This window comes from Bifidobacterium parmae (assembly GCF_002860365.1).
Taxonomy (GTDB): Bacteria; Actinomycetota; Actinomycetes; order Actinomycetales; family Bifidobacteriaceae; genus Bifidobacterium; species Bifidobacterium parmae.
In genome coordinates this window covers 14709-36204 of sequence record NZ_NMWT01000020.1, presented here as the reverse complement: position 1 = coordinate 36204, position 21496 = coordinate 14709, and the positions used below count along the sequence as shown (strand labels likewise).

The 21496-nt window shown below is 61.0% G+C and carries 18 protein-coding genes; 16 read left to right on the top strand and 2 right to left on the bottom strand.

Going from position 1 to position 21496, the window contains the following annotated elements; translation table 11 throughout:
• Positions 1-62: 62 nt before the first annotated feature.
• The 16 genes from Uis4E_RS11915 to Uis4E_RS07130 all read left to right on the top strand — a co-directional run bounded on the left by Uis4E_RS11915 (position 63) and on the right by Uis4E_RS07130 (position 18931).
• Positions 63-209 carry a hypothetical protein gene (locus tag Uis4E_RS11915; protein ID WP_165784904.1) on the top strand — a complete coding sequence of 49 codons (147 nt, stop codon included), beginning with the start codon at positions 63-65 and terminating at the stop codon, positions 207-209.
• Between the two features lie 55 nt (positions 210-264).
• The gene (locus Uis4E_RS07195) at positions 265-768 is read left to right on the top strand and encodes a hypothetical protein (RefSeq protein ID WP_133125421.1); all 504 of its coding nucleotides are present in this window, start codon (positions 265-267) and stop codon (positions 766-768) included.
• A gap of 99 nt (positions 769-867) precedes the next feature.
• On the top strand, positions 868-2682 hold the full coding sequence (locus Uis4E_RS11705) for an ABC transporter ATP-binding protein (RefSeq protein ID WP_165784903.1): 1815 nt from the start codon (positions 868-870) through the stop codon (positions 2680-2682).
• A 422-nt stretch (positions 2683-3104) separates the two neighbouring features.
• On the top strand, positions 3105-5279 hold the full coding sequence (locus Uis4E_RS07185; RefSeq protein WP_101622519.1) for a hypothetical protein: 2175 nt from the start codon (positions 3105-3107) through the stop codon (positions 5277-5279).
• Positions 5280-5316: 37 nt separating this feature from the next.
• On the top strand, positions 5317-5487 hold the full coding sequence (locus tag Uis4E_RS11910; RefSeq protein WP_165784902.1) for a hypothetical protein: 171 nt from the start codon (positions 5317-5319) through the stop codon (positions 5485-5487).
• Positions 5488-5574: 87 nt separating this feature from the next.
• Positions 5575-5979, top strand: coding sequence for a hypothetical protein (locus Uis4E_RS07180; protein WP_101622518.1), 405 nt, complete (start codon positions 5575-5577; stop codon positions 5977-5979).
• Positions 5980-6170: 191 nt separating this feature from the next.
• On the top strand, positions 6171-7721 hold the full coding sequence (locus Uis4E_RS07175; RefSeq protein WP_101622517.1) for a sugar transferase: 1551 nt from the start codon (positions 6171-6173) through the stop codon (positions 7719-7721).
• 198 nt (positions 7722-7919) lie between these two features.
• Positions 7920-9188, top strand: a complete 1269-nt coding sequence (locus tag Uis4E_RS07170) for a nucleotidyltransferase family protein (protein WP_101622516.1) — start codon at positions 7920-7922, stop codon at positions 9186-9188.
• Between the two features lie 113 nt (positions 9189-9301).
• Positions 9302-10429 carry a glycosyltransferase family 1 protein gene (locus tag Uis4E_RS07165; protein ID WP_207764559.1) on the top strand — a complete coding sequence of 376 codons (1128 nt, stop codon included), beginning with the start codon at positions 9302-9304 and terminating at the stop codon, positions 10427-10429.
• Positions 10426-11700, top strand: coding sequence for a glycosyltransferase family 4 protein (locus Uis4E_RS07160; protein ID WP_243394426.1), 1275 nt, complete (start codon positions 10426-10428; stop codon positions 11698-11700). The genes Uis4E_RS07165 and Uis4E_RS07160 overlap by 4 nt, the downstream gene beginning before the upstream one ends.
• Before the next feature lie 3 nt (positions 11701-11703).
• The gene (locus Uis4E_RS07155; RefSeq protein ID WP_101622515.1) at positions 11704-12795 is read left to right on the top strand and encodes an acyltransferase family protein; all 1092 of its coding nucleotides are present in this window, start codon (positions 11704-11706) and stop codon (positions 12793-12795) included.
• Between the two features lie 62 nt (positions 12796-12857).
• Complete coding sequence (locus tag Uis4E_RS07150) at positions 12858-13880, top strand: glycosyltransferase family 2 protein (protein ID WP_101622514.1); 1023 nt, start codon at positions 12858-12860, stop codon at positions 13878-13880.
• 17 nt (positions 13881-13897) lie between these two features.
• Positions 13898-14629, top strand: coding sequence for an acyltransferase (locus tag Uis4E_RS07145; protein ID WP_101622513.1), 732 nt, complete (start codon positions 13898-13900; stop codon positions 14627-14629).
• A gap of 139 nt (positions 14630-14768) precedes the next feature.
• Entirely contained in the window at positions 14769-16223 is a 1455-nt protein-coding gene (locus Uis4E_RS07140; RefSeq protein WP_101622512.1) for a flippase, read from the top strand.
• Positions 16224-16288: 65 nt separating this feature from the next.
• Positions 16289-17401 (top strand): polysaccharide pyruvyl transferase family protein, encoded by a 1113-nt coding sequence (locus Uis4E_RS07135; RefSeq protein WP_101622511.1) that lies wholly within the window; start codon positions 16289-16291, stop codon positions 17399-17401.
• A gap of 72 nt (positions 17402-17473) precedes the next feature.
• Positions 17474-18931 (top strand): Coenzyme F420 hydrogenase/dehydrogenase, beta subunit C-terminal domain, encoded by a 1458-nt coding sequence (locus tag Uis4E_RS07130; RefSeq protein ID WP_101622510.1) that lies wholly within the window; start codon positions 17474-17476, stop codon positions 18929-18931.
• Between the two features lie 41 nt (positions 18932-18972).
• Here Uis4E_RS07130 and Uis4E_RS07125 read toward each other — a convergent pair whose 3' ends face one another.
• Both Uis4E_RS07125 and Uis4E_RS07120 read right to left on the bottom strand, forming a co-directional pair.
• Positions 18973-20190: an O-antigen ligase family protein gene (locus Uis4E_RS07125; protein ID WP_101622509.1), complete on the bottom strand. Its 1218-nt coding sequence runs from the start codon at positions 20188-20190 to the stop codon at positions 18973-18975.
• 120 nt (positions 20191-20310) lie between these two features.
• Complete coding sequence (locus Uis4E_RS07120) at positions 20311-21414, bottom strand: acyltransferase family protein (RefSeq protein ID WP_101622508.1); 1104 nt, start codon at positions 21412-21414, stop codon at positions 20311-20313.
• Positions 21415-21496 lie beyond the last annotated feature (82 nt).

Genomic DNA, 21496 nt, shown 5'->3' with positions numbered 1-21496 from the left:
GGTCGGCAGGGACGCCGGTGGGCAATGAGCAATGAACAATGAACAATGAGCAAGGAGCATGCATGATGAACACCTATGAGAAGCCGTCGATGACGGTGCTGCGCGTTTCCGCCACGGACGTGGTGCGCACGAGCGGCGGCGACACGGACGTCCCGTTCCCGGGCGGCGATTCCGTCACCTCGGACACCGGCGTGAACCCCGGTGTCTGAAGTGTCTGAGACGGGCGAGAGGACCGAGGGGCGCATGGCCTCATCGGATGATCCCATGATTCCATTGGAACAGGTGGGCGACGAGGATGCGTCGCCGGCCGGCGTCGTCGCGTTCGTCGACGCGCACCGCAAGGCGGTGGCCGGCGGGGCGGTCGCGCTGGTCGTGGCGGTCGCGATCATCGTGGGGGCGGCGTTCTCGTTCGGTGGCCTGCGTGGCGGCGGCACCGGAGGAGCCGGCTCGGACGCCGTGTCGTCCACGTCCTCCACGTCCTCCCCTTCCTCCACATCGCGGAATGATGGCACCGGCGCATCCGGGTCGACCCGGGACGGCGACGCTTCCGGCGCGTCCTCGTCCGGTACGGGCGGCGAGCCCGGCGCGAACGGCACCGGCGACACCGAAGTGGACGGTTCCGGCGTGCCCGGCGGCGCGGTGGACGGCCGGTCCTCCGGTTCCTCGAACGGAGGTTCCTCGAACAACGGAGGTTCCTCCGACGCCCCGTCCGCCGACGCCGGCATCGTCACCGAACAAGACGGCAGCCGGTGGACCGGCTACTACTGACCGGAGCGTGACGGGCGTCCCTTTTCATCCGGCGTGATTCCCGGGATTTCTATAATGGAATCCGTTCGGCCCCGGCGCGGGCGACGGAAAGGACTGTTGATGGGCTCCACGTGGCGCACCTACCGGTGGCTTCTCGGCGTGTTCGGCCGCGCCTCGTGGCTGGTCGTCGCCCTGTGCGCGATCCAGGCGGCCATGGCGGCCATCGCCGTCGGCTACGCGCTGATGATGCGCGGCGCGATCGACGCGGCCGTCGCCCATGACGAGCCCGCGTTCCTGCGCGAATCGCTCACGTTCGCCGTCGCCATCGTCATCCAGATCGCCCTGCGCGCCGCGAACGTGATGGTCGCCGAACGAGCCCGCGCCACGATGGACAACCGCATGCGCGCGCACGTGTTCGCCGGCATCCTCGACGCGCCGCTCGCCCGCACGCAGGCGCGCCATTCCGGCGAATTGATGAACCGTCTCACCTCCGACGTGACCGTCGTCTCCGGCGCGGTCACGTCGCTCGTGCCGAACGCCGTGTCGATGGCGATCCGCATCGTCGGCGTCGTCGCCGTGATGATCGTGCTCGCGCCGTTGCTCACCGTCGTGTTCCTCGCGGGCGGCTGCGTGATGGCCGGCGCGTCGTTCCTGCTGCGCGGGCTGCTCAAGCGTCTCCACAAGCGCGTGCAGGAGGCGGAGGGCCGCGTGCGCTCGTACATGCAGGAGGCGCTCGAATCGTTGCTTGTGATCCGCGCGTTCGGTGTCGGCGGCAAGGTGCGCGACCTCGCGGCGCGACGCATGGACGCGCACCGGGGCGCGCGCATGCGCCGCGTCACGGTCACGGCGGTGGCGAGCACCGGCCTCGCGAGCGCGATGAACCTCGGGTATCTCGTCGGATTCGTATGGTGCGGGTTCGGGATCCTGCACGGCACGTTGAGCTATGGCACGATGATGGCGGTGATCCAGCTGATCGGCCAGATCCAGTCGCCGTTCGCGATGATGGGCGGCATGTTCCCCCAGCATGCGGCGATGCTCGCCAGCGCCGAGCGGCTGCGCGAAGTGGGGGAGACCGACGCTATGCGCGAGAATGGTGCGCTCAGCGGCGCTGAGCGCACCATTCTCGCGCATAGCGGGGTGGATGGGACGCTCGACGCGCGAGGATTGTACGCGCGCATGGATGCGATCCGCTTCGACCATGTGGATTTCACGTATGGGCGCAACCAGGTGCTGCGCGATTTCTCCTGCGATGTCCATAAGGGGGATTTCGTCGCGATCACGGGGCGTAGCGGCATCGGCAAGAGCACGCTGATGAAGCTGCTGCTCGGCGCGTACGAGCCGCAGCATGGGGATATCGGCGTGGCGGTCGCGGATGCTGTGGGTGACGGTTCGCGGTCCGCGGGCGCCGTGAACGCAGGTTCGCGGTCCTCGGGCGCCGCGGACTCCATGCCGCAGCCTGCGGGCGCCCTTGTCCCGCCGAGCGCGATCCCGCGTGGGTTCTTCGCGTACGTGCCGCAGGGCAACGCGCTCATGTCCGGCACGATTCGCGAGACGGTGGCCTTCGCCGACCCGGACCCCGATCCGGCGCATATCGACGACGCGCGCGTGCGCGAGGCGTGCCGGATCGCCGACGCGGCCGGGTTCGTCGAGGCGCTGCCCGACGGGTACGACACGCGGCTGGGCGAGCATGGCGCGGGATTGTCCGAAGGGCAGATGCAGCGCATCGCCGTGGCCCGCGCGCTCTACAGCGGCGCGCCCGTGCTGCTGCTCGACGAGTCGACCTCCGCGTTGGACGTCGCCACCGAGCATGCGATGCTGGAGCGGATCCGCGCGATGCGCGACCGTACGGTGCTCATCGTCACGCATCGCGCCGAAGTGCTCGACTACTGCGATGCGGTCGTCACGTTGGGGGAGCACATGGGGGAGCGCGTGTAAGCCGGATTCCGCCACGCGGATTCCGCCACGCGGGCCCCGCCGGACGGGCGCCGCCATGCGCCGATACGCCCCGCCCGGCGCGTCGATGGTTACGCGAACATGAATTCGTCGGGAAGCCTGGGCGACGGTTCGCCACGCGTCAAACGGTTTTCCTATGCGTGCCGCGGCGTGCGACGTAGTCGTCGCCACGCCCGCGCAGCGTCTCGGACCACGCAATCCCAATCATCGCAACACTTCCCCCTGTGAACGTTCACGCAGACGGCGCCCCCGCGCCCCCGTACCCGGCCTGCCGCACGCATCGCCGAACCGCGCTTTACTGGAATCGCGCCCCGGGGGTTTGAAGGGGAGACAGGCGACGTGGCCGGGCGTGGCGTCGCCGCGTCCGGGCATATCGCATGAGAAGGAATGTGAGGCAAAGCGATATGCGATTCACTCAGAAGAAGGGGAGCGCGGCACGTCCGCTCGTCGCCGCGCTCGCCGCGACGGCGACGCTCGGCGTCTTCGCCGTGGCCGGTCCGGCCGCGCCCGCGCAGGCCGCGGGATTCGACGCGTCGACCGCCCCGGCATGCAACACGATCAGCGGCGCGACGGCCACCGTCTGCTCCACGACGAGCGGCAACACGGAGGCGGAGACGCTGCGCAAGGCGCTCGCCGACGCGTCCGTCACCACCGTGTATTTCAAGGACACGGCCGACGCCGGCACCTTCGGCGTCCACAACGACTACATCGACTTCTCGGACAGCGCGGACAACGCGACGGTGACGATCGACCATCCGGTCGCGTTCGTCGGCGCCCGCACGCAGGAGCTCGGCACCGAGCCGGCCACCGTGTCGCGCATCACCGACATCGAGTTCCACGTGGTCTCCGGCGGCGATCTCACGCTCGCCGGCAACCTCGTCGTCGACGACGACGAGACGAAGCTCATCCAGGGCCGCAGCGAGACCCCGGTCACCGTGGACGGCAACGGCAAGGTCACCGTGCAGGACACGGCGCGTCTCATCTCCAACGGCGGCGTCGGCTCCGAGAAGGGGTACGGCGTGCACGTGCTCGACAGCGCGGTCGGCGCGCAGGTGAACCTCCAGTCCGAAGGCACCTACGACCGTCCGAGCGGCGTCGACGGCGCCTCCGGCCTCTACCCGACCGTGTACGGCTCGTCCGCCGCCGTGTTCAACGCCTCCACGAACGCCACCGTGACGATCTCCGGCAACGGCTCCTACGTGGCGGAGAACAACAACGAGGATTCCAAGGGCCAGCCGAGCCACGCCGTCATCACCTACGGCGAGCTCAACGTAACCGGTTCCGCGCAGGTCGCGAGCATCCACCAGTACTACGGCACGACCACGATCTCCGGCACGCCGACGATCGACACGGCCATCGCCGACGACTTCGACGAGCAGCCCGAGTCCGCCCAGTACCCGCTGCGCGCCGACGCCGGCACCGTGTACCTGACCGGCGGCACCATCGCCGACCGCACCAAGTCGACCGACGTGCCCGCCGCAGTCGATCTGACCGGCGGCGCGCAGCTCGCCGTGCAGGCCGCCAAGCCCGGCGCCGTCGACATCGACGGCACCCAGCCGTACATCGGCAAGGCGTACGGCGACGACAACGGCTTCACCACCGATCCGACCGTCTCCGTCGACTTCACCGAACTGCCCGGCGTGACCGTCGACGGCAAGACGACCCTCCAGGCGAACCCGTCCGTCACCTCCGACGCCGATCTGGCGACGCTCGCCGCCGCCGACAAGGACGCCAAGCCCGCGAAGAACACGTCGGTGGCCGAGAACGGCCCGAAGCTCACCAGCACGTACCTCGGCTACCACGGCGACCTCACCCTGTACGGCCGCTACCCGCTGTTCGACCGCAACGCCGGCATCCTGCCGAACATCTTCGACGAGAACAGCACCGGCACCGCCACCGTGTACGGCACGCCCGTCACCACCGACTACGAGTGGTTCGCGCAAAGCGAGGTCGAGAACTTCCGGAAGACCAAGACCTACCCGACCAAGGACACCGAGCTCGGCTACGGCAACCGCGTGTTCGGCGGCTGGTTCGACAGCTACGACGACTGGAACACCAACGCCTCGCCCGACGGCAAGGTGACGTATGCGAACGGCTTCGCGTGGGCGCACGCCGCCTACGCGAAGAACCAGAACGTGGGCGTGCAGGTCGCCGGCACCCGCGGCAACGGCAAGACCCTCGCCGTGCGCTTCCTCACCACCGTCGACAGCCGCAAGTACACGGACGTCAGGTTCAGGATCGTCGTGAAGAACGGCAACCAGACCCTGCACGGCACGTTCACCACCACCAAGGCGTACGACTATGTGACCGCCAACGGCCAGCGACTCACCCCGAAGGGCGCGTCCGACACGTTCGGCGCGTTCGACGGCCCGCAGACCGAAGCGCTCGACAACGGCGCCGCCCAGGCCGGCTACGCGCCCGGCAACGGCTACTTCGCGACCTCCGTGCTCACCGGCGTGCCCGACTCGTGGTTCGGCAACGGCGGCAACACGATCACCATCACCCCGCAGTGGACGACGCTCGACGGCACCGTCGTGACCGGCACGCCGGTCGTCAAGACCGCGCCGCTCAACCAGTGAACGATCATTCCAAGGCATTCCAAGGAAAGAAGCAATCATGAAGAAGCAGTACATCGCACCGCGCATCCATATCGTCACGTTCGGCACGCTGCCCACCATGACCCTGTCTCATGGCACCGGCAACGGCAGCAACGACAACGGCGGAGGCACCTGGGGCGGCCTCCAGCCCGGCAACGGTTCCGACACCACCGTGACCCCGCAGGTCTGAGGCCGGGCGTCCATGGGACTCCATAGCAATCCCGATGCGCCACGATGGACCGATCGGGTCCGTCGGCTCCGCCGGGACCGCCGCACCGTGGCCGTCATCATCGCCGTCGCGCTCGTCGTGCTGTTCGCCGCGGGCGCGGCGGCGGTCGCCGTCTCGCGCCACGCGGGCGGCGGCACGGGCGGCGGCGCGACGCACAGCCTCGTCCGCGGCGGCGCAGGCGGCTCCGATGCCGCCGGCAAGTCCGGTACGCCCGGCAGCGCCGGCAAATCCGGTGGTACGTCCGGCGCCGATACGCTCGATTTCGGCAGACTCGACGACGGCGCGGGGAGCGACGCGTCGAACGGAACGGATTCCGGCGCCACGGCCGGCGGCGCCCCCATGCAATCCGGGGACGCGGGCCGATCTGCGCAACAGGGCGGCGACGGACAACCGCCATCGGCCGACGGCTCCCACCCCGATTCCGACTCGATGGGCTTCGGCCCCGTGGTCTGACGGCCTCCCCCACTTGTTCTCCGGTATCTCCGACATGACAAGTGGGGGAGCTCTCGTATGTCCGAATGGTGGAATCCCGTCCGAATCAAGCGTTTTCCGACGCTGGTTAGGGGGAGGGTTTTGTACGATTACGAGAAGAGAGCGCCCATAATGTGGGCGGTTGAGTGAAGCAGACAAGAAGACGGGAAGACATGACGCAGACTGTACCGGCGCACGTGCGGACCGACGAACAATTGAACGAACTGCGGCAGCGGCAGCTGTCGCACGTGATGTACTGGCGGTTCTTCGTGAACCTCGCGCTCATACTCGTGGACGCCGCCATGTTCATCATCGCCGGCGCGACCGTGATGATCGGCTGGCAGCCGTACGACGAGTTCCTGTCCGACCGGTTCCACTTCGACATGAACCTCACCACGTATCTCGTGATCGGCGCGATCATCTACGTGGCGTGCCTGCACGCGGTCGGCGTCTACCACCGTCACGTGATGGGCGACGGCTACCAGCTCAACTCGCTGCTGTTCATCGGCGCCATCCAGACGTGGGGCGTGCTGTGCGCGTTCAACTACGTGCTCGATCTGAACGTGTGGTTCACCACGATGACGCTGATGATCCCCTGCGTGTGGATCCTCACCATGCTGGAACGCCTCGTGGTGCGCATGCTCCTCGCGCGCGGCCGCAGGAAGGGCGAATACGCGTACGGCACCGTGATCGTCGGCTCGCCGAAGGGCATCGGCCACACGCTGCGGTTCCTCGCGAAACGCCAGCAGCTCAACTACCGGCCGATCGCCGTGTGCCCGGTCAGGCTCGATCCGGCCACCGGCGCCGTCCTGCCGGACACGGACCGCGAGGCGCTCGACCGCGAGGTGTTCGCCAACTGGGGCACGCGGCTGCCTGTGCTCGAATACAGCGACCACACGCTCGCCGAACGCATGGTTGACATGAGCGCGCAGACCGTGATGGTCGCCGATGTAATCCGTCGCTACTCCGACAACTTCAACATCTTCTCCGTGCGCATGGAATCGTTGGGCCTGGAGATTGCGATGGTCGCCTCCGCCGCCGACACCGGCAACCATGAGATTCAGGTGCGTTCCATCCAGGGTACGACCATCATCACGCAGCGTCTCGCCCAGTACGGCGTGGCCACGCGGTTCGTCAAGCGCCTGTTCGACCTCGTCGTCTCGTCGCTCGCGATCCTGTGCTCGCTCATCATCACGCTGCCCGTCGCGCTCGCCATCAAGCTGACCGACGGTGGCCCCGTGTTCTACACGCAGGAGCGCATCGGCCTGCGTGGGCGCCCGTTCCGCATGATCAAGTTCCGTTCCATGGTGGTCAACGCCGACGAGCTCAAGGCGAAGCTTGCCGAGGAGAGCGGTCAGGAGGACCGGTTCATCTTCAAGATGAAGGACGATCCGCGCATCACCAAGGTGGGTCATTTCATCCGCCGTTTCTCCATCGACGAGCTGCCGCAGTTCCTCAACGTGTTCATGGGCGACATGTCCGTCGTGGGGCCGCGCCCGCCGCTGCCCGAGGAGTACGAGCGCTACAACAAGCTGTACGCGACGCGCATGCTCGTCAAGCCCGGCATCACCGGCCCGTGGCAGGTGTCCGGCCGCTCCGACCTGACCGCCGAGGAGAGCGAGGCGCTCGACGTGGCGTACGTGCAGAACTGGTCGATCCTGGGCGACATCGTGCTCATGTTCCGCACGGTCGGCGCCGTGCTCAGCCACAAGGGCGCGTACTGAGTTCTGCTGTGTGCGCGTGTGCGTGATGTGCGTGGGCGGTCCGTCGGGACCGCCCACGGTTTCGTTGGAATCTAGCGGTTCTGCGTGTTCGGCGAGTTCGGTGCGGACTTGATTCCGAGCCGAAATGCAAATGGCGGGCAAAAGAGCACATCGGTTTAGGCTCGGACTCCCGGAGCGGGATGCAGTGGTGCGGATAGTATGGCAACGATGAAGGAACTGACGGCGTTCGACCCGGATGCGGGACTGTATCTGTGCCATCTGATCGCGTGCGCCCTGCGCGGCATGCGTTCGGCGGACGACGCCCTGCCGGGGAGCGTCGCATGGGGCGACGTGTTCGCGCTCGCGAAGCTGAACGGCGTCGAGGCGATCGCGTGGATGGGATTGCCGGAGCATCCGGCGCGGCCGATCGACCGGAAAACGGCCGAGGCGTGGCGTCGCGCCTCGGACATGACGTTGTTCCGCCAATTGCAGTTCGACGCCGAACGCGAGGAGATCGGCAGTCGGCTCGTCGCGGCCGGCATTTCGTTCCTCGCGCTCAAGGGCGCGTCGATGAGCGCGTACTATCCGGCTCCGGGCATGCGGTCGATGAGCGACAACGACATCCTGTACGGCAGGATCGAGCCGCTCGCCGGCGGCGGAGGCTATGCGGCGCGTGACGGCCGTCGGGCCGAACGCGACATGCGCGCGATCATGGAGGGACTCGGCTATACGGTCCGCGAGGAGGCGCATGGCGAGGTGGATTTCATGCGTCCTCCGTTCCTTTCGTTCGAGATGTTCCAGGAGATCGCGCGTCCGGACAGTGAGCATTACGGCTATTACGCGAATCCGTGGCGCCGCACGGGACCGCGCGATCAGGCGGCGTTCGCCGCGGGGTCCGCGGGCGAGATGATCTGGCCGATCGAGGACGAATACCTGTTCCATCTCGTCCACATGTTCAAGCATTGGGAGCATGGCGGCGGCTGCGGCATCCGGTTCGTCGTGGACGCGTACGTGTTCGATGCCGCCATGCGCGGTCGCGGTGCCGGCGCCGTCGACGGCGCGTATGTGCGGCGTGAGCTTGCGAGACTCGGATTGACGGATTTCGAACGTTGCGTGCGGGCTCTGGCGATGGTCGTGTTCGGCGACAGGTCGGCCGCCGGCACGCTCACGATGGACGATCTTCCCGACACCGACGACGCTGCGTTCCTGCGCTCGCTGCTCACGTGCGGCATCTACGGCAACATCGGCTTCAAGGTCGCGCATGATGTGGAGCGTTCCGTCGCGCGGGGCGGCGGCGAACGTGGCGGGCGTCTGCGCTACCTGTGGTCGCGCGTCTTCCCGAGCCGGGAGCTGCTGGTCTCCGCGTACCCGTGGGTGGAGGGGCGTCCGTGGCTGGTGCCGCTCATGCCTATGTACCGTCTCGTGCGCGGGCTGGCGTTGCATCGGCGCAAGATCGCCGCCGAACTCCGCGCGTTGTTCCGCCGTTAACGCTCCCGACATGATGTAAGCGGTTTCGCAGGCCTTGCGGGACATGGGGTGTGGGTAGTCTGGGCGTCAGCGAGAGAATAACGTAGGAGATTCATGTCCAGTGAGGAGACCCCATGCCGGTGATTCGCGTCGCGCAAATCATGGGCCGTATGATGGGCGGCGGTGTGGAAGCCACCATCATGAACCATTACCGTCATATCGACCATAGCCGCGTCCAGTTCGATTTCATCGTGGACGACAATTCCACCGTCGTGCCCCGTGAGGAGATCGAATCGTTGGGCGGGCGCGTGTTCACGGTGCCCGCGTACAAGCATCTGCCCGCATACCTGAAGGCGCTGCGCACGCTGTTCGCCGAGCAGAAGCCGGACATCGTCCATTCGAACCTGAACTCGTTGAGCGTGTTCCCGTTGAGCGCCGCGAAGAAGGCGGGCGTGCCGGTGCGCATCGCGCACAGCCACAGCACCGCGAACCCGGGGGAGAAGGCGAAGACCGCCATGAAGATGGTGCTGCGCCCGTTCTCCCGCGTGTACCCGACCGACTACGCGGCCTGCTCGAACTTCGCCGCGCGTTGGCTGTTCGGCGACAGGCTCGTGGATGCGGGCCGCGTGCGCGTCATGAAGAACGCGATCGACGTGGACCGGTTCGCATTCGACAAGACGATTCGCGCCGCCAAGCGCGCGGAACTGGGCGTCGACGCCACGCAGCCGGTCATCGGCCAGGTGGGCCGCATGTGCTTCCAGAAGAACCAGCTGTTCACGCTGGACGTGTTCGCCAAGGTGCTGGAACGCCGCCCGGACGCGGTGCTCGTGTTCGCCGGCGACGGCGACATGATGCCTCAGGTGCGCGAACGCATCCACGCGCTCGGCATCGAACGCTCGGTGCGTGTGCTCGGCGTGCGCGACGACGTGAACGAGCTGTATCAGGCGTTCGATGTGCTCGCGTTCCCCTCCACGTACGAGGGGCTGGGCATGGCGGCCATCGAGGCGCAGGCGTCCGGCATGTCGGTGGTCGCGTCCGATCAGGTGCCGGACGAGGCGAGCATCATCGACGGCCTGGTACGGTTCCTGCCGCTCGACCGCAAGGACGCATGGGTGGACGCGCTCGCGTCGGCCGAGCCGACGGACGAGCGCGCGGACGAGCGCGACGCGGTGCGCGCGGCCGGCTACGACATCGACGACAGCGCCGCGAGACTGTGCGACTGGTACGAGACACTGGTGAGGAAGGAAGGTGCGGCGCGATGACCGCAGAGGAGACGAAGGAGATGCGACCGAAGCGCGTGGCCGTGGTCACGTCCGGCTACCTGCCGGTGCCGAACGTGCTCGGCGGCGCCGTCGAGGCGTTGGACATGGTGATGGTGCGGGAGAACGAGAAGACCCCGCGATTCGACTTCACCGTGTTCTCCGCGTGGGCGGACGGTGTGGACGAGGCGTCGCGTGGTTTCAGACATACGACGTTCGATTTCGTGCGTGCGCCGTGGTTCGTGCGCGCCGCCGACCGGTGCGTGTACGCGCTCGCCAAATACGTGCTGCACAAGAAGAAGCTGATGAGCTACCGCTACATCGTGCAACGCCTGTGGTACATCCGCCATGTGGCCGCGCGGCTCGCGAAGCGCGATTTCGACGCGGTGATGATCGAGAACCACGCCACCCTGTTCATGACGATGCGGAAGCACGGCAATATGGACAAGTACGCGGGCAAGGTGTACTACCACCTGCACAACGAGGTCACGAACGATTTCGGATGCAAGGCGGAAATCGCACGCGTGCGCAAGGTGCTCGGCGTCTCCCGGTACATCGTGGGCACGTTGGACGCGTTCCTGAAGAAGACGAACGGCGAAGGACTCAAGCCGGAGCAGCGGTCCGTGTGGCGCAACTGCGTGGACATCACGCGGTTCAACCCGAATGATGCGGCGGTGCAGGACGGCGGCAAGACGTTCCGCGACAAGCTCGGCATCCCGCAGGATGCGACCGTGTTCCTGTTCTCCGGCCGACTCACCCCGGAGAAGGGCGCCGAGGAGCTGTTGGAGGCGTTCGTCAAGGCGGATATCGACAACGCGTATCTGGTGATCGCCGGCGCGTTCTTCTTCAACTCGAACATCGTGAGCCCGTTCGAACGCAAACTGCACGAACTGGCGAAGCAGGCGGGCGACCGCATCAAGTTCACCGGATTCGTGGACTATACGGACATGCCGTCCGTGTACGCGATGGCGGACGTGTGCTGCCTGCCGTCCATCTGGGACGATCCGGCGCCGCTCGCCGTGATCGAAAGCCTCGCCTCCGGCAAGGCGCTCATCACGACGCGCTCCGGCGGCATCCCCGAATACGCGGACGACCGTGCCGCCGTGATCCTCGAACGCGACGGCAAGCTGACCGACAACCTCGCGGCCGCCATGCGCGACTTCGCCACAGACCCGGAGAAGCGCGCCGCCTACGGCGCGCACGGCCGCGAACTCGCCGAGAAGCTCGGCACCGCCGCCTACCTGAACCAGCTCGACGAACTGATGGGGGAGTGAGCCATGACCCACGCAGCGCATGCGCCCACCAGTATTTCGACCAAGCCGGCCAAGACGCGCATCACATGGGTGGACGTCGCCAAGGGCGTGGCCATGTTCCTCGTGTTCTTCGGACATCTGGGCACACAGTGGTTCCCGGCGCTCGCCGGTACGCTGGCCGCCATCTACACGTTCCACATGCCGTTGTTCTTCGTGGCGAGCGGCTTCTTCTTCCACGCCCGGTACTCGTTCGGGCAATTGGCGAAGAAGCGTGCGCTCATGCTGCTGGTGCCCTACTACATCTTCTCGGTGCTTGCACTCGCCAAGCCGGTCGCCCAGCTGCTGTCGCCGTCGCTGTACAAGAGCGGCGGCGGGTCCATGGGCGACGTGCTGAGTAGCATCCTCACGATTATCCTCGCCCAAGGCAACGCGGGCCTGTGGTTCCTGTGGGCCGTGTTCACCGGCCAGCTGCTGCTGTGGGGCGTCGTCCGTCTGGTAAGGAACCGCATCCCGGTGCTGATGACGGTGATGATCGTGTTCATCGTCCTCGATTTCCTGTTCCAACTGGTTTCGTGGCGCAACCTGCTGCCGTTCCAGTTGGGCAAGATCTTCGAATCGACCGCCTACATGGGCTTCGGCTATGTAATCGGCCAGACTCAGGATCTGCGTGCATGGCAGGACAAGAGGACCGTGGCGCCGCGCTCTGTCGTCATGGTGGGTGCCGCAGTTCTGTTCGTCCTGTTCGACTGGTTGCAGGTGTCCGCGTTCTTCGGCGCTTTGCCGCTTCCCGTGGAGTGGCTGGTGAAGTTCGTCACCACGGTGAGCGCCATCGCCGCGGTGCTGATGGTATGCACGCTGCTTCCCCAGTGGCAGTGGCTGCAGACCGTCGGCAAGGACAGTCTCGTGTTCTACGGCGTCAACGACTTCATGTTGAAGATCGTGAAGTTCGCCGTGTTCTCCGTCGGCGGCGTCAGCGCCGCGCACTGGCCGTTCGTCGCCCAGCTGGGCGGCGGCATCGTGGTGGTCGTCGCTGCGATGGCGTTGTCGGCCGTGGTGAACCTCGTCGTGCAACGTCATGCGCGATGGGCCGTCGGCGACTTCAGCCGCAGACGGTAATGCAGACATCAATCGTGTGAACGGGTAAGACCAAGTAACCATAATCCGGAAAGGAACAGCGCATGACGGCTCCCATGACGGGCGAACCATTGATCAGCGTGATCGTGCCCGTGTACAACGTGGAACGGTACCTCAGCGCATGCGTGGAATCGATTCTGGCGCAGACGCACCATAACATCGAACTCGTTCTGGTGGACGACGGCTCGAAGGACTCCAGCGGCGATATGTGCGACGAGTTCGCGGCCAAAGACGAGCGGGTGCAGGTGATCCACCAGAAGAACGCCGGGCAGGCGGCCGCCCGCAACGCCGGCATCGACTATGCGCATGGCGAGTACATCGGATTCGTGGATTCCGATGACTGGCTCGAACCGGACATGTATGCGAGCATGCTGCGCAACATGCTCGAGCATGATGCCGATCTCGGATTGACCGCCAGCCAGTACGTCTACCCCGGCAACAAAGTGGTTCCCCATTGCATCGAGAACCAGTTCCTCGTCATGTCTCCCGAAGAGGCGTTCCGGTACGTCAATCTGGCCGGCTACTTCACCGTGGCGCCGTGGGACAAGCTCATCGCGAAGAACCTGCTCGACGGCGTCCGGTTTCCGACGGGCTACTTCCAGGGCGAGGACTACCTGTTCACCTACAAGGTGCTCGCCAACGCCTCGCGCATCGTCTACGATTCGACGCCGAAATACTTCTACCGGCAGACGGAATCCAGCGTTTCGAACACGTCTCGTGAGGTCTCCGTCGCCGCCTCCGATGCGACCGCATGGATGCTCGACCTGTTGCGTGAACGATACCCCGAAGTGCTGCCGTATGGCCGGTTCGGCCACATCAAGGCCATGCTGGGCGTATACGATCAGGCGGTGCGAAGCGGCCAGTATGACGGGCCGAAAGCCGCATGGTGGAGACGATACGAGAAGACCATGCGCGAGTTCATCGCCGCCCATGAACGGGACGTGCTGGCGCAGGTCGACGTGCCGAGGGCACGCAGAATCCAGATGGGATTGGTCCGGTACTGCCCGATGGCGTATCGGTTCGCCTTCGCCCTGTACAAGAAACTGAAGACCGGGCGTGCGGATTAGGGATGAGGAGGCATGGAATGTCCATCGCAACGAGTGTGAAGAACCTGATGCTGAAACTGGCATACAGGCATAAGAGCGACGAGGGGAGCTACATCGCGTGGCTCCGCGGCAAGGGGGTGCGCGTCGGCAGGAACGTGCACCTGTATTCCCCGTGGACCATCGACATCGACACGCAGCGTCCATGGATGATCGAAATCGGCGACGATGTGTCCATCACCGCGCATTGCTCCATTCTGCAGCATGATTTCAGCTGGGCGGTCATTCAGAAGATGACCGGTGAGGTGGTCGGCGCGGCCGGCAAGGTCACCATCGGCAACAACGTGTTCATCGGTCAGAAGACGGTGATTCTCAAAGGCGCCACCATCGGTGACAACGTCATCGTCGGCGCGGGATCAGTCGTCTCCGGCAAACTGGAGTCCAACGCCGTATACGGCGGTGTTCCCGCACGCAAGATCATGGACATGGACACGTTCATCGAGCATCGCCGCGCCGCACAGCTTAAGGAAGCCGTCGAATGCGCGACCGAATACCGCCACGTACACGGGCGTTGGCCGGAGCAGACGGTGATGAAGGAATTCATGTGGTTGTTCGCACCGCGTACCGAGCAGTCGGTCATCGGCGGGGGACGCGTCTTTACTCATGATGGGAATATGGATAGCTCAAGGAAGGCGTTTATGAATAGTGCTCCGCAGTTCGATTCGTATGAAGCGTTTCTGCAGTATGCAAAGGGCCAAGAGCAACAGCACTAATGGATAGCGGGCAGTGGCTTATACAGCTTATCGCACATCGTGGGTTGTTTTGAATCGCGTGATTGAAAGATGGCTCATCACAAGATGACACAGTCGATTGTATTGCCGACGAATACGTGACAAGAACAGTGGTTAACAGATGAAAATTCATTCAGTAAAATTCAATGCGGTGATGAATGCCATTCTCACCACGTCTACGTTCATTTTCCCTCTTATTACCGTGCCATATGTATCGCGAGTGTTGTCGGTAGAGGCTAACGGCGAGGTTGCGTTCGCGCAATATGTGGTGCAGCTCATCATGTATGTAACGGTGCTGGGTATACCAACATATGGGGTCAGAGAGTGCGCTGCCGTCAGAGATGATTCACAGAAACTCGCGAAACTGGTCAAAGAGCTTCTTGTTATTCTGGGTGTTGCGACCACCATTTGCTATGTCCTCTATGTCATTGCCGTGTTCACGGTGCCTCAGATGAGTGGTAATAAAGCGCTGTTCATGATTTTCAGCATCAACATCGTGCTAGGGTCCCTTGGCGTCGAATGGTTCTATCAGGCAATAGAGCAGTATTCTTATATCACCATAAGGAATATTCTGTTCAAGGCAATGTCCGTGATTGGCATGTTCATATTCGTTCGTCAATCGAATGATGTTATTCAATATGCCATTCTATTGGTTTTTGCTGTTGCGGCATCAAATATGGTCAATATCGCACGTCTGGTGAGGATTCTCGACCTGACTCATGTGAAAACAGGGAAACTGCAAATCAAAAAGCATGTTAAGCCTGTGATGGTTTTCTTCATTGCTAATTTCGCAAGGAACTTGTATCAGAATTCCGATGTTGTCTTGCTGGGCTTCTTTACCGGTAATTATCAGGTTGGTATTTATCAGTTGGTGACAAAAATTAAAAGCGTGCTGTTCGGTGGCGTTAATTCCGTCGGCAATGTTATGATGCCGAGGCTTTCTTATTATCTGAAGGGTGGTAACAAGAGTGGATATTATGATCTCTTGAAAAAGAACATCAATTTTCTATTCTTTATTTCAGCTGGATTGGAAGCGTATATCCTGCTGTTTGCCGAGGACATTGTTCGTATCGTCGCAGGAGAGGCGTTTCTTTCCGCCGCCAACCCGTTGCGACTGATAGGTCTGGTTGTGGTCTTGGCGTGTTTTAATGTGATTACAGGTGTGCAGATGCTGACTACCATGGGACGAGAGAAGCAGATGGCATTGGCCACTGTTGTAGGCGCCGTAGCCAGTGTGGTCGTGAATGTCTCGCTGGATGGGGCGTTGGGTGCTCTTGGAGCCGCAATAGCCGCAGTGTGCGCTGACGGTGTGATTATGATCCTGCAACTTTATTTTGCCTTTTCTGTCGTAAAAAAAGTATTCAGCTTGAAGAACTTCATCAAGATCGTTGTCTCATCCGTTGTCGCAACTATGTTGTCGTTTGCTTTGATTGAGTTTACCGCTCTTAACTGGATTCTCTCTTTTATTGTCGGCTCGATGCTCTTCGGCTTTGTCTACCTGCTTTGCACTATTTGCAGCGGTGAAGAATCTGTCCGTTATCTATGCAAGGTGGTGTTGCGTAAGCTTAGGAAGTAGACTAATTCTCGAATTATTTATTAGGTAATATATTCCGTATGTAATCGATTTATGGAGTCGTTGAAATGAATAATAGGCAGAAAATATGGATTCTTACAATTAACGATAACGGTAATTACGGTAACCGGCTGCAAAACTATGCACTGCAGAAGGTGCTTCAGCAGTATGCCAACGTAAGTACGATTAATGCTTTCGGTCAGGAGTCTTCCGCTCTGTCTTTTGCTCTCAAGAAGACAATGCGACCGTTGAAGAAGTACTTGTCCTTCATTCTCAGCAAACATTTCAATATCAATCTGCAGCGTGATCGTTCTTTTATCGACTTCACCAAACGTTTCGTGGATGATTCGCAACTTGCCCTATCAATCTCTCGTGGACTCTCTCATAAGCCAAGTGATGATGATGTTTTCGTCATAGGCTCGGATCAGGTGTGGAATGATCGTTGGGTAAATGATGACATGCTCAAGCTTCGTCTCGGAAGCTATTTTCCTGAAGGTCGCATAATTTCATATGCCGCCAGTTTCGGAGTGTCGCAGGTGGAGGATACGTCTCGTGCGATTTTCGCGGAGTATCTGCCTCGAATCACATCCATTTCCGTTCGTGAGGATCAGGGAAAGGAATTGGTTTCCCTGCTTTCCGGAAGGGATTCCGAAGTCGTGCTCGATCCGACGCTTATGGTCAGTGCGGATGATTGGAGATCGATTATTCCAGGCGACTTCGTTCCAGCTGATGAGCAGTACGTTTTGACCTATTTCTTGGGAAAGCCTTCTTCGGAGCAGGAAAACACCATTCAAAATTACGCTCGTGAGTATGGATGCCGGATTCGTCGCATGCTTGATGTCGATGATCCTGAAACCTATGTGGCGGGTCCCCGAGAGTTTGTCGAGCTTTTCTCTAAAGCGCGATATGTGTTTACCGATTCGTATCATGCCTGCTGCTTCTCCATCCTTTTCGGAAAACAGTTCAAGGTCTTTAATCGTGCGGGCGTATCTGCGTCCGGGAATATGAATTCCCGTATGCAGACTTTGTTCCGGTTGTTCGAGCTTGACAATATGATGGATTCGGATTCGCAGTTGTCCTCTATTGACTATGAACGAGTGAACCATCTTCTTCAGGTTCGCCGTAAGGAGTCGGGTCAATGGCTTCGGAATGCCTTGAGCCAAGTTGGTGTCAAGGACTGAATTCCCTACTCGGTTTCATTGTCGAATCGATACATTTTAATTAGTGTAATTGAAGTATGAGAGGTGACTGTAATGAGTGAATCGCATGTCATTGAAAAAGTTATTGCATCTCCTGATAAAGATGCGATAGGAGGCATTGCATCGTATTACATTGGATGCGGATCATGTGCGTTTCTTGATCCTGCCTTCCGCATCGTACGGAATATGGATGGATGCTATCAGGCCTCTGTCGTTGGCCAGGTCAATGACTGGCAGGCGGCCGCGCGGGTTTGTCCGTTTGCCGGGACAATCAGCGAGGATCAAATAGGTAAAGAACTGTTTGGTGCTCAGGAAGGGGTATCGCATAATAAATATCTCGGCTATTATCTGGATACATATGTCGGATACGCGAAAGTCGATGGTTGGCGTGCGCGTGGTAGTTCAGGTGGCATGATTAGCTGGTTGGCCGCGAAGATGCTTGAAGAAGGTCTTGTGGATGCCGTCGTCCATGCGAAGGATGGTCCTGATCCCGAGCATATGTATACCATTCAGGTTTCACATACCGTTGAAGAGCTCAATAGCGGTGCGAAGTCCAAATATTATCCTGTCGAAATGAGTGAGGCGCTCAAATATGTTCGCACGCATGATGAGCGTTTTCTGTTCATCGGTATTCCTTGTTTTGTAAAAGCCGTGCGATTGCTTTGCAGAGAGGATTCCGTACTTCAGGAGCGTATCAAGTACTGTATCGGGCTGGTATGCGGTCATCTGAAGTCGGATTTCTTTGCAAAGGCCGAGGCATGGGAGTCTGGAGTTCCGCTGGACCGTATTGCTCGAGTTGACTTCAGGCATAAGCTTCCGGATGGTCCCGCTTCGGATTATGCGGTCGAAGTCGAGCGCACCGATAATGCCGCCCCCGTGATCAAGCGCACGGCTGATCTTTCAACGACCAACTGGGGGTTGGGCTATTTTAAATACAACGCCTGCGACTATTGCGACGATGTTCTTGCGGAAACGGCTGACGTGACATTCGGCGACGCGTGGATTCCGAAGTACGTATCTGATGGAGCGGGATGCAACGTCATCGTCATTCGGAATCAAGACGTCCGTGATTTGCTGATGCGTCATCGAGATGAGCTTGTATTGCATGAGGCGACTGCTGATGAGGTCTATCAATCACAGGCAGGTGGATTCAGGCATCGGCGTCAAGGACTGTCGTATCGGCTGCACGTGCATCGTGAACGTGGTGAGTGGACGCCTACGAAACGTGTGAAGCCTTCTTTGGAGGGAATCAGCGAACAGCGTCAAGAGATATACGCATTCCGTACCATTCTTAAGAATGAGAGCTTCGTCGCTTTCCGCAAGGCCGTATCGCAAAATGATTTCTCGGTGTTCAACAAGCATATGAACCCTATAGTCAGGCGATACAACAGGGTGAGCATGTCGCTTAAAAAGAGACTCCGCAGAGGCATCAAGAAAATCCTCAAGAAGGTTGCGCCTCATTCTCTTGTCGCCGGAATCGAAAGATTCTATCAGCAAGTGGTGAAGAGGTAGCACAGTGGCGTAGGTGCGCAGCATGATGCTGCGCACCTACGCTATGCCCTGATTATCGTGCGGTTGCTTTCGGTGGAAATCACGATTGCCGCGGCGGCGAAGAGAGATATCATCATCAGGTTCGGCGGGAAATGGTAGGTCCTGTCCATGCAGAAGGCGGCTGTCACGCATAGGATGCCCATGGCGATGGTGCGCCCGTGGGCAAGCTTCCAGCAGTATCGGACCAGACAGAGCAGACCGCCATAGAAGGCGACGGTGCCGATGATGCCGAAGTTGAAGAAGAATTCAGGCAGTCCTTCGCCGATGAGGTTCATGCCAGCTGATTTTCCGAAGAAGAACAAGCGAAGCAACGGCAACGCACTCAATTGGCCGATGATTCTGAAGCTGTTGGCCCACTGGTCCGTTCGGCCGGCCGCCGTCGTGTCCTGTGTGGTGTGTACGACGTTCCTCTCCCAGAATTGTTCGAGTATCGTTCCCTGCGCGACCAGCGCGACGACGCCCACGATGCAGATGACGGCGATCAGAACCAGAATATTCTGACGCTTCCTCGGCGGCAGCTGATTGAGGAACGAGATGACCATGAAGACGCACATGATCGCGAAGGGGATGACGCTGGAACGGGAGCCGCAGATCATGACGCCCACCACCGAGGAGATGGTCGCGACCATGCGCAGAGCCCCCCATCCACCAGACACCGGCAGCCGCGACATGAGGAACGAGAACGCCAACACGTTGAAGATGCCGTACGAGTTGCCATTCTGGAACGTCGAGATGATCTTGGTGTCGGCTGTGTCCGTCGTGGTGGACATGCCGATCGGCTTATCGAGCAACGACTGACCGTATGTGTAGGTAAGGCCCTCCACCGAGGTCTTCTCCACACCTCCGACGAATTGGATGAGGCCGTAGACGTTGACGATGATGGTGGCCACGATGACGATTCGGGTCAAGGTCTCCGGCTTGAGCCGCAAGGCGGCCACGCCGACGAGCGGGGAGGCGAGCACGATAAGCGTCTGTGCAAGATCGAACGGTTTCGTGCCGTCCGTCAATCCCAATACGAACGTCACCATGCCGAAGGCGAGCAACGTCCAATACGCCACGTTGAAACCGCGGATCTTCTGGATGAATCCGATGGTCTCGTTCGGATTCTTCAATACCACGAGCGCTGACAACAGGATGTTGAGCGTAAGCGGGATGCCTCCCAGCTGCACTCCGGCTTTGGGAATCGCCATGGTGACGAAGACATACAGTGCATCTAACATGAGTCTGCTCTCCTGACGGTTCTGGAGCCCGATGCGTGTTCTCTCATAAATCACGCATTATCATACGTTGCGGCATGTATTCTGGATTGAGCGCAGTGCACGGGGCTCCGCTCTTCAGAATCAGGAACGCCTTCTCGACATCCCCAATGCCTCTGGCAATAGTCTGCGGATAATCTCATGTGCAATCAGGGCGATGATTATGGTGATGCCGACGATTAATGCCAGCATGAGGCCGTTCGTTCTTGCCGTCTCGGACGACACGTGCAGGATTTTCGAAACAAGGACGATGACGATGCGCTTGATCGGATCGTGCACGCACATGATGGTCAACGAGGCGGAGCCGAGATAGCGCAGAATCCTGTCATCCAACGCGATGCAGAGCAGGAAGGTGGCCGTGGTTCCGATAACGGCGGTGACCGCCAGCAGTGCCACGTTGGATACCACGGCATTGTTCAGGTCGATGCGCAATCCTGTCCACAGCGTCAGCGAGGCGACAGCTCCGAACAGAAGCGCGGCCGGAAGACATAAAGCCAATCGGGGGGGGGTGTCCAGTTTTCGGAGGTTGCCAAGAAACGGCAGCAATGGTTTCGCGAGATATCCGATGGCGAAGCAACCGTAGGCGAACGGTACGATGTCAAGCGCGAACGGCAGGCGGAATGTGGCGTTCACGAAACGCGTCATGCCATAGCCGGCGATGAACATCAGCACTCCGGACACCGCGACCATGACGCTGAGCGGCACGCCGGTCTTCGCGACGTGTTTGAGGAGGGCGTAGATGACAGCGAACAGCATCTCAGTCACGAACAGGCACGGCAGGAACCACAGCACCACGTTATACGGATTGTATTGAGTGCCGCCGCGGGCGAGAAAGATATTGAGGAACGCGTCGACAACGGAGTAGTTGCCGGGGCGCAGACGGCGTTCGATCAACGCCCAATAGGCGAAGGTCAGCACCGCGAACGTGAGGTAGGGGACCAGAAGCCGTCGGGCTTTGCGCGTCGCCGTATCGCGTAGCGGGTGTTCTTTGAACAGCAGACCGGAGATGATGAAGAACAACGGCATGTGGAACGCGTACAGCGTACGGTTCAACGGCATGACGAGCGAGGCATGACCCAGCACCACGAGGATGATGCCGAAACCTTTCGCCGAATCAAGCCACGGATACCATGTCCGGGAGGATGACGGTGAACCTGTTGATACATCTTTATGACGGGCAGCGGGCATATCGTGACCTTCTTCTCTTGTGTCGATTCCGCTTTTACATCATATGAGAAGGGCTGATTTCGCGGTGTCGGAACGAATCGTA

Coding starts and splice junctions, on each gene's coding strand:
- Uis4E_RS11915 (WP_165784904.1), top strand. CDS start 63: ATGATGAACACCTATGAGAAGCCGTCGATGACGGTGCTGCGCGTTTCC.
- Uis4E_RS07195 (WP_133125421.1), top strand. CDS start 265: ATGATTCCATTGGAACAGGTGGGCGACGAGGATGCGTCGCCGGCCGGC.
- Uis4E_RS11705 (WP_165784903.1), top strand. CDS start 868: ATGGGCTCCACGTGGCGCACCTACCGGTGGCTTCTCGGCGTGTTCGGC.
- Uis4E_RS07185 (WP_101622519.1), top strand. CDS start 3,105: ATGCGATTCACTCAGAAGAAGGGGAGCGCGGCACGTCCGCTCGTCGCC.
- Uis4E_RS11910 (WP_165784902.1), top strand. CDS start 5,317: ATGAAGAAGCAGTACATCGCACCGCGCATCCATATCGTCACGTTCGGC.
- Uis4E_RS07175 (WP_101622517.1), top strand. CDS start 6,171: ATGACGCAGACTGTACCGGCGCACGTGCGGACCGACGAACAATTGAAC.
- Uis4E_RS07170 (WP_101622516.1), top strand. CDS start 7,920: ATGGCAACGATGAAGGAACTGACGGCGTTCGACCCGGATGCGGGACTG.
- Uis4E_RS07165 (WP_207764559.1), top strand. CDS start 9,302: ATGCCGGTGATTCGCGTCGCGCAAATCATGGGCCGTATGATGGGCGGC.
- Uis4E_RS07160 (WP_243394426.1), top strand. CDS start 10,426: ATGACCGCAGAGGAGACGAAGGAGATGCGACCGAAGCGCGTGGCCGTG.
- Uis4E_RS07155 (WP_101622515.1), top strand. CDS start 11,704: ATGACCCACGCAGCGCATGCGCCCACCAGTATTTCGACCAAGCCGGCC.
- Uis4E_RS07150 (WP_101622514.1), top strand. CDS start 12,858: ATGACGGCTCCCATGACGGGCGAACCATTGATCAGCGTGATCGTGCCC.
- Uis4E_RS07145 (WP_101622513.1), top strand. CDS start 13,898: ATGTCCATCGCAACGAGTGTGAAGAACCTGATGCTGAAACTGGCATAC.
- Uis4E_RS07140 (WP_101622512.1), top strand. CDS start 14,769: ATGAAAATTCATTCAGTAAAATTCAATGCGGTGATGAATGCCATTCTC.
- Uis4E_RS07135 (WP_101622511.1), top strand. CDS start 16,289: ATGAATAATAGGCAGAAAATATGGATTCTTACAATTAACGATAACGGT.
- Uis4E_RS07130 (WP_101622510.1), top strand. CDS start 17,474: ATGAGTGAATCGCATGTCATTGAAAAAGTTATTGCATCTCCTGATAAA.
- Uis4E_RS07125 (WP_101622509.1), bottom strand. CDS start 20,190: ATGTTAGATGCACTGTATGTCTTCGTCACCATGGCGATTCCCAAAGCC.
- Uis4E_RS07120 (WP_101622508.1), bottom strand. CDS start 21,414: ATGCCCGCTGCCCGTCATAAAGATGTATCAACAGGTTCACCGTCATCC.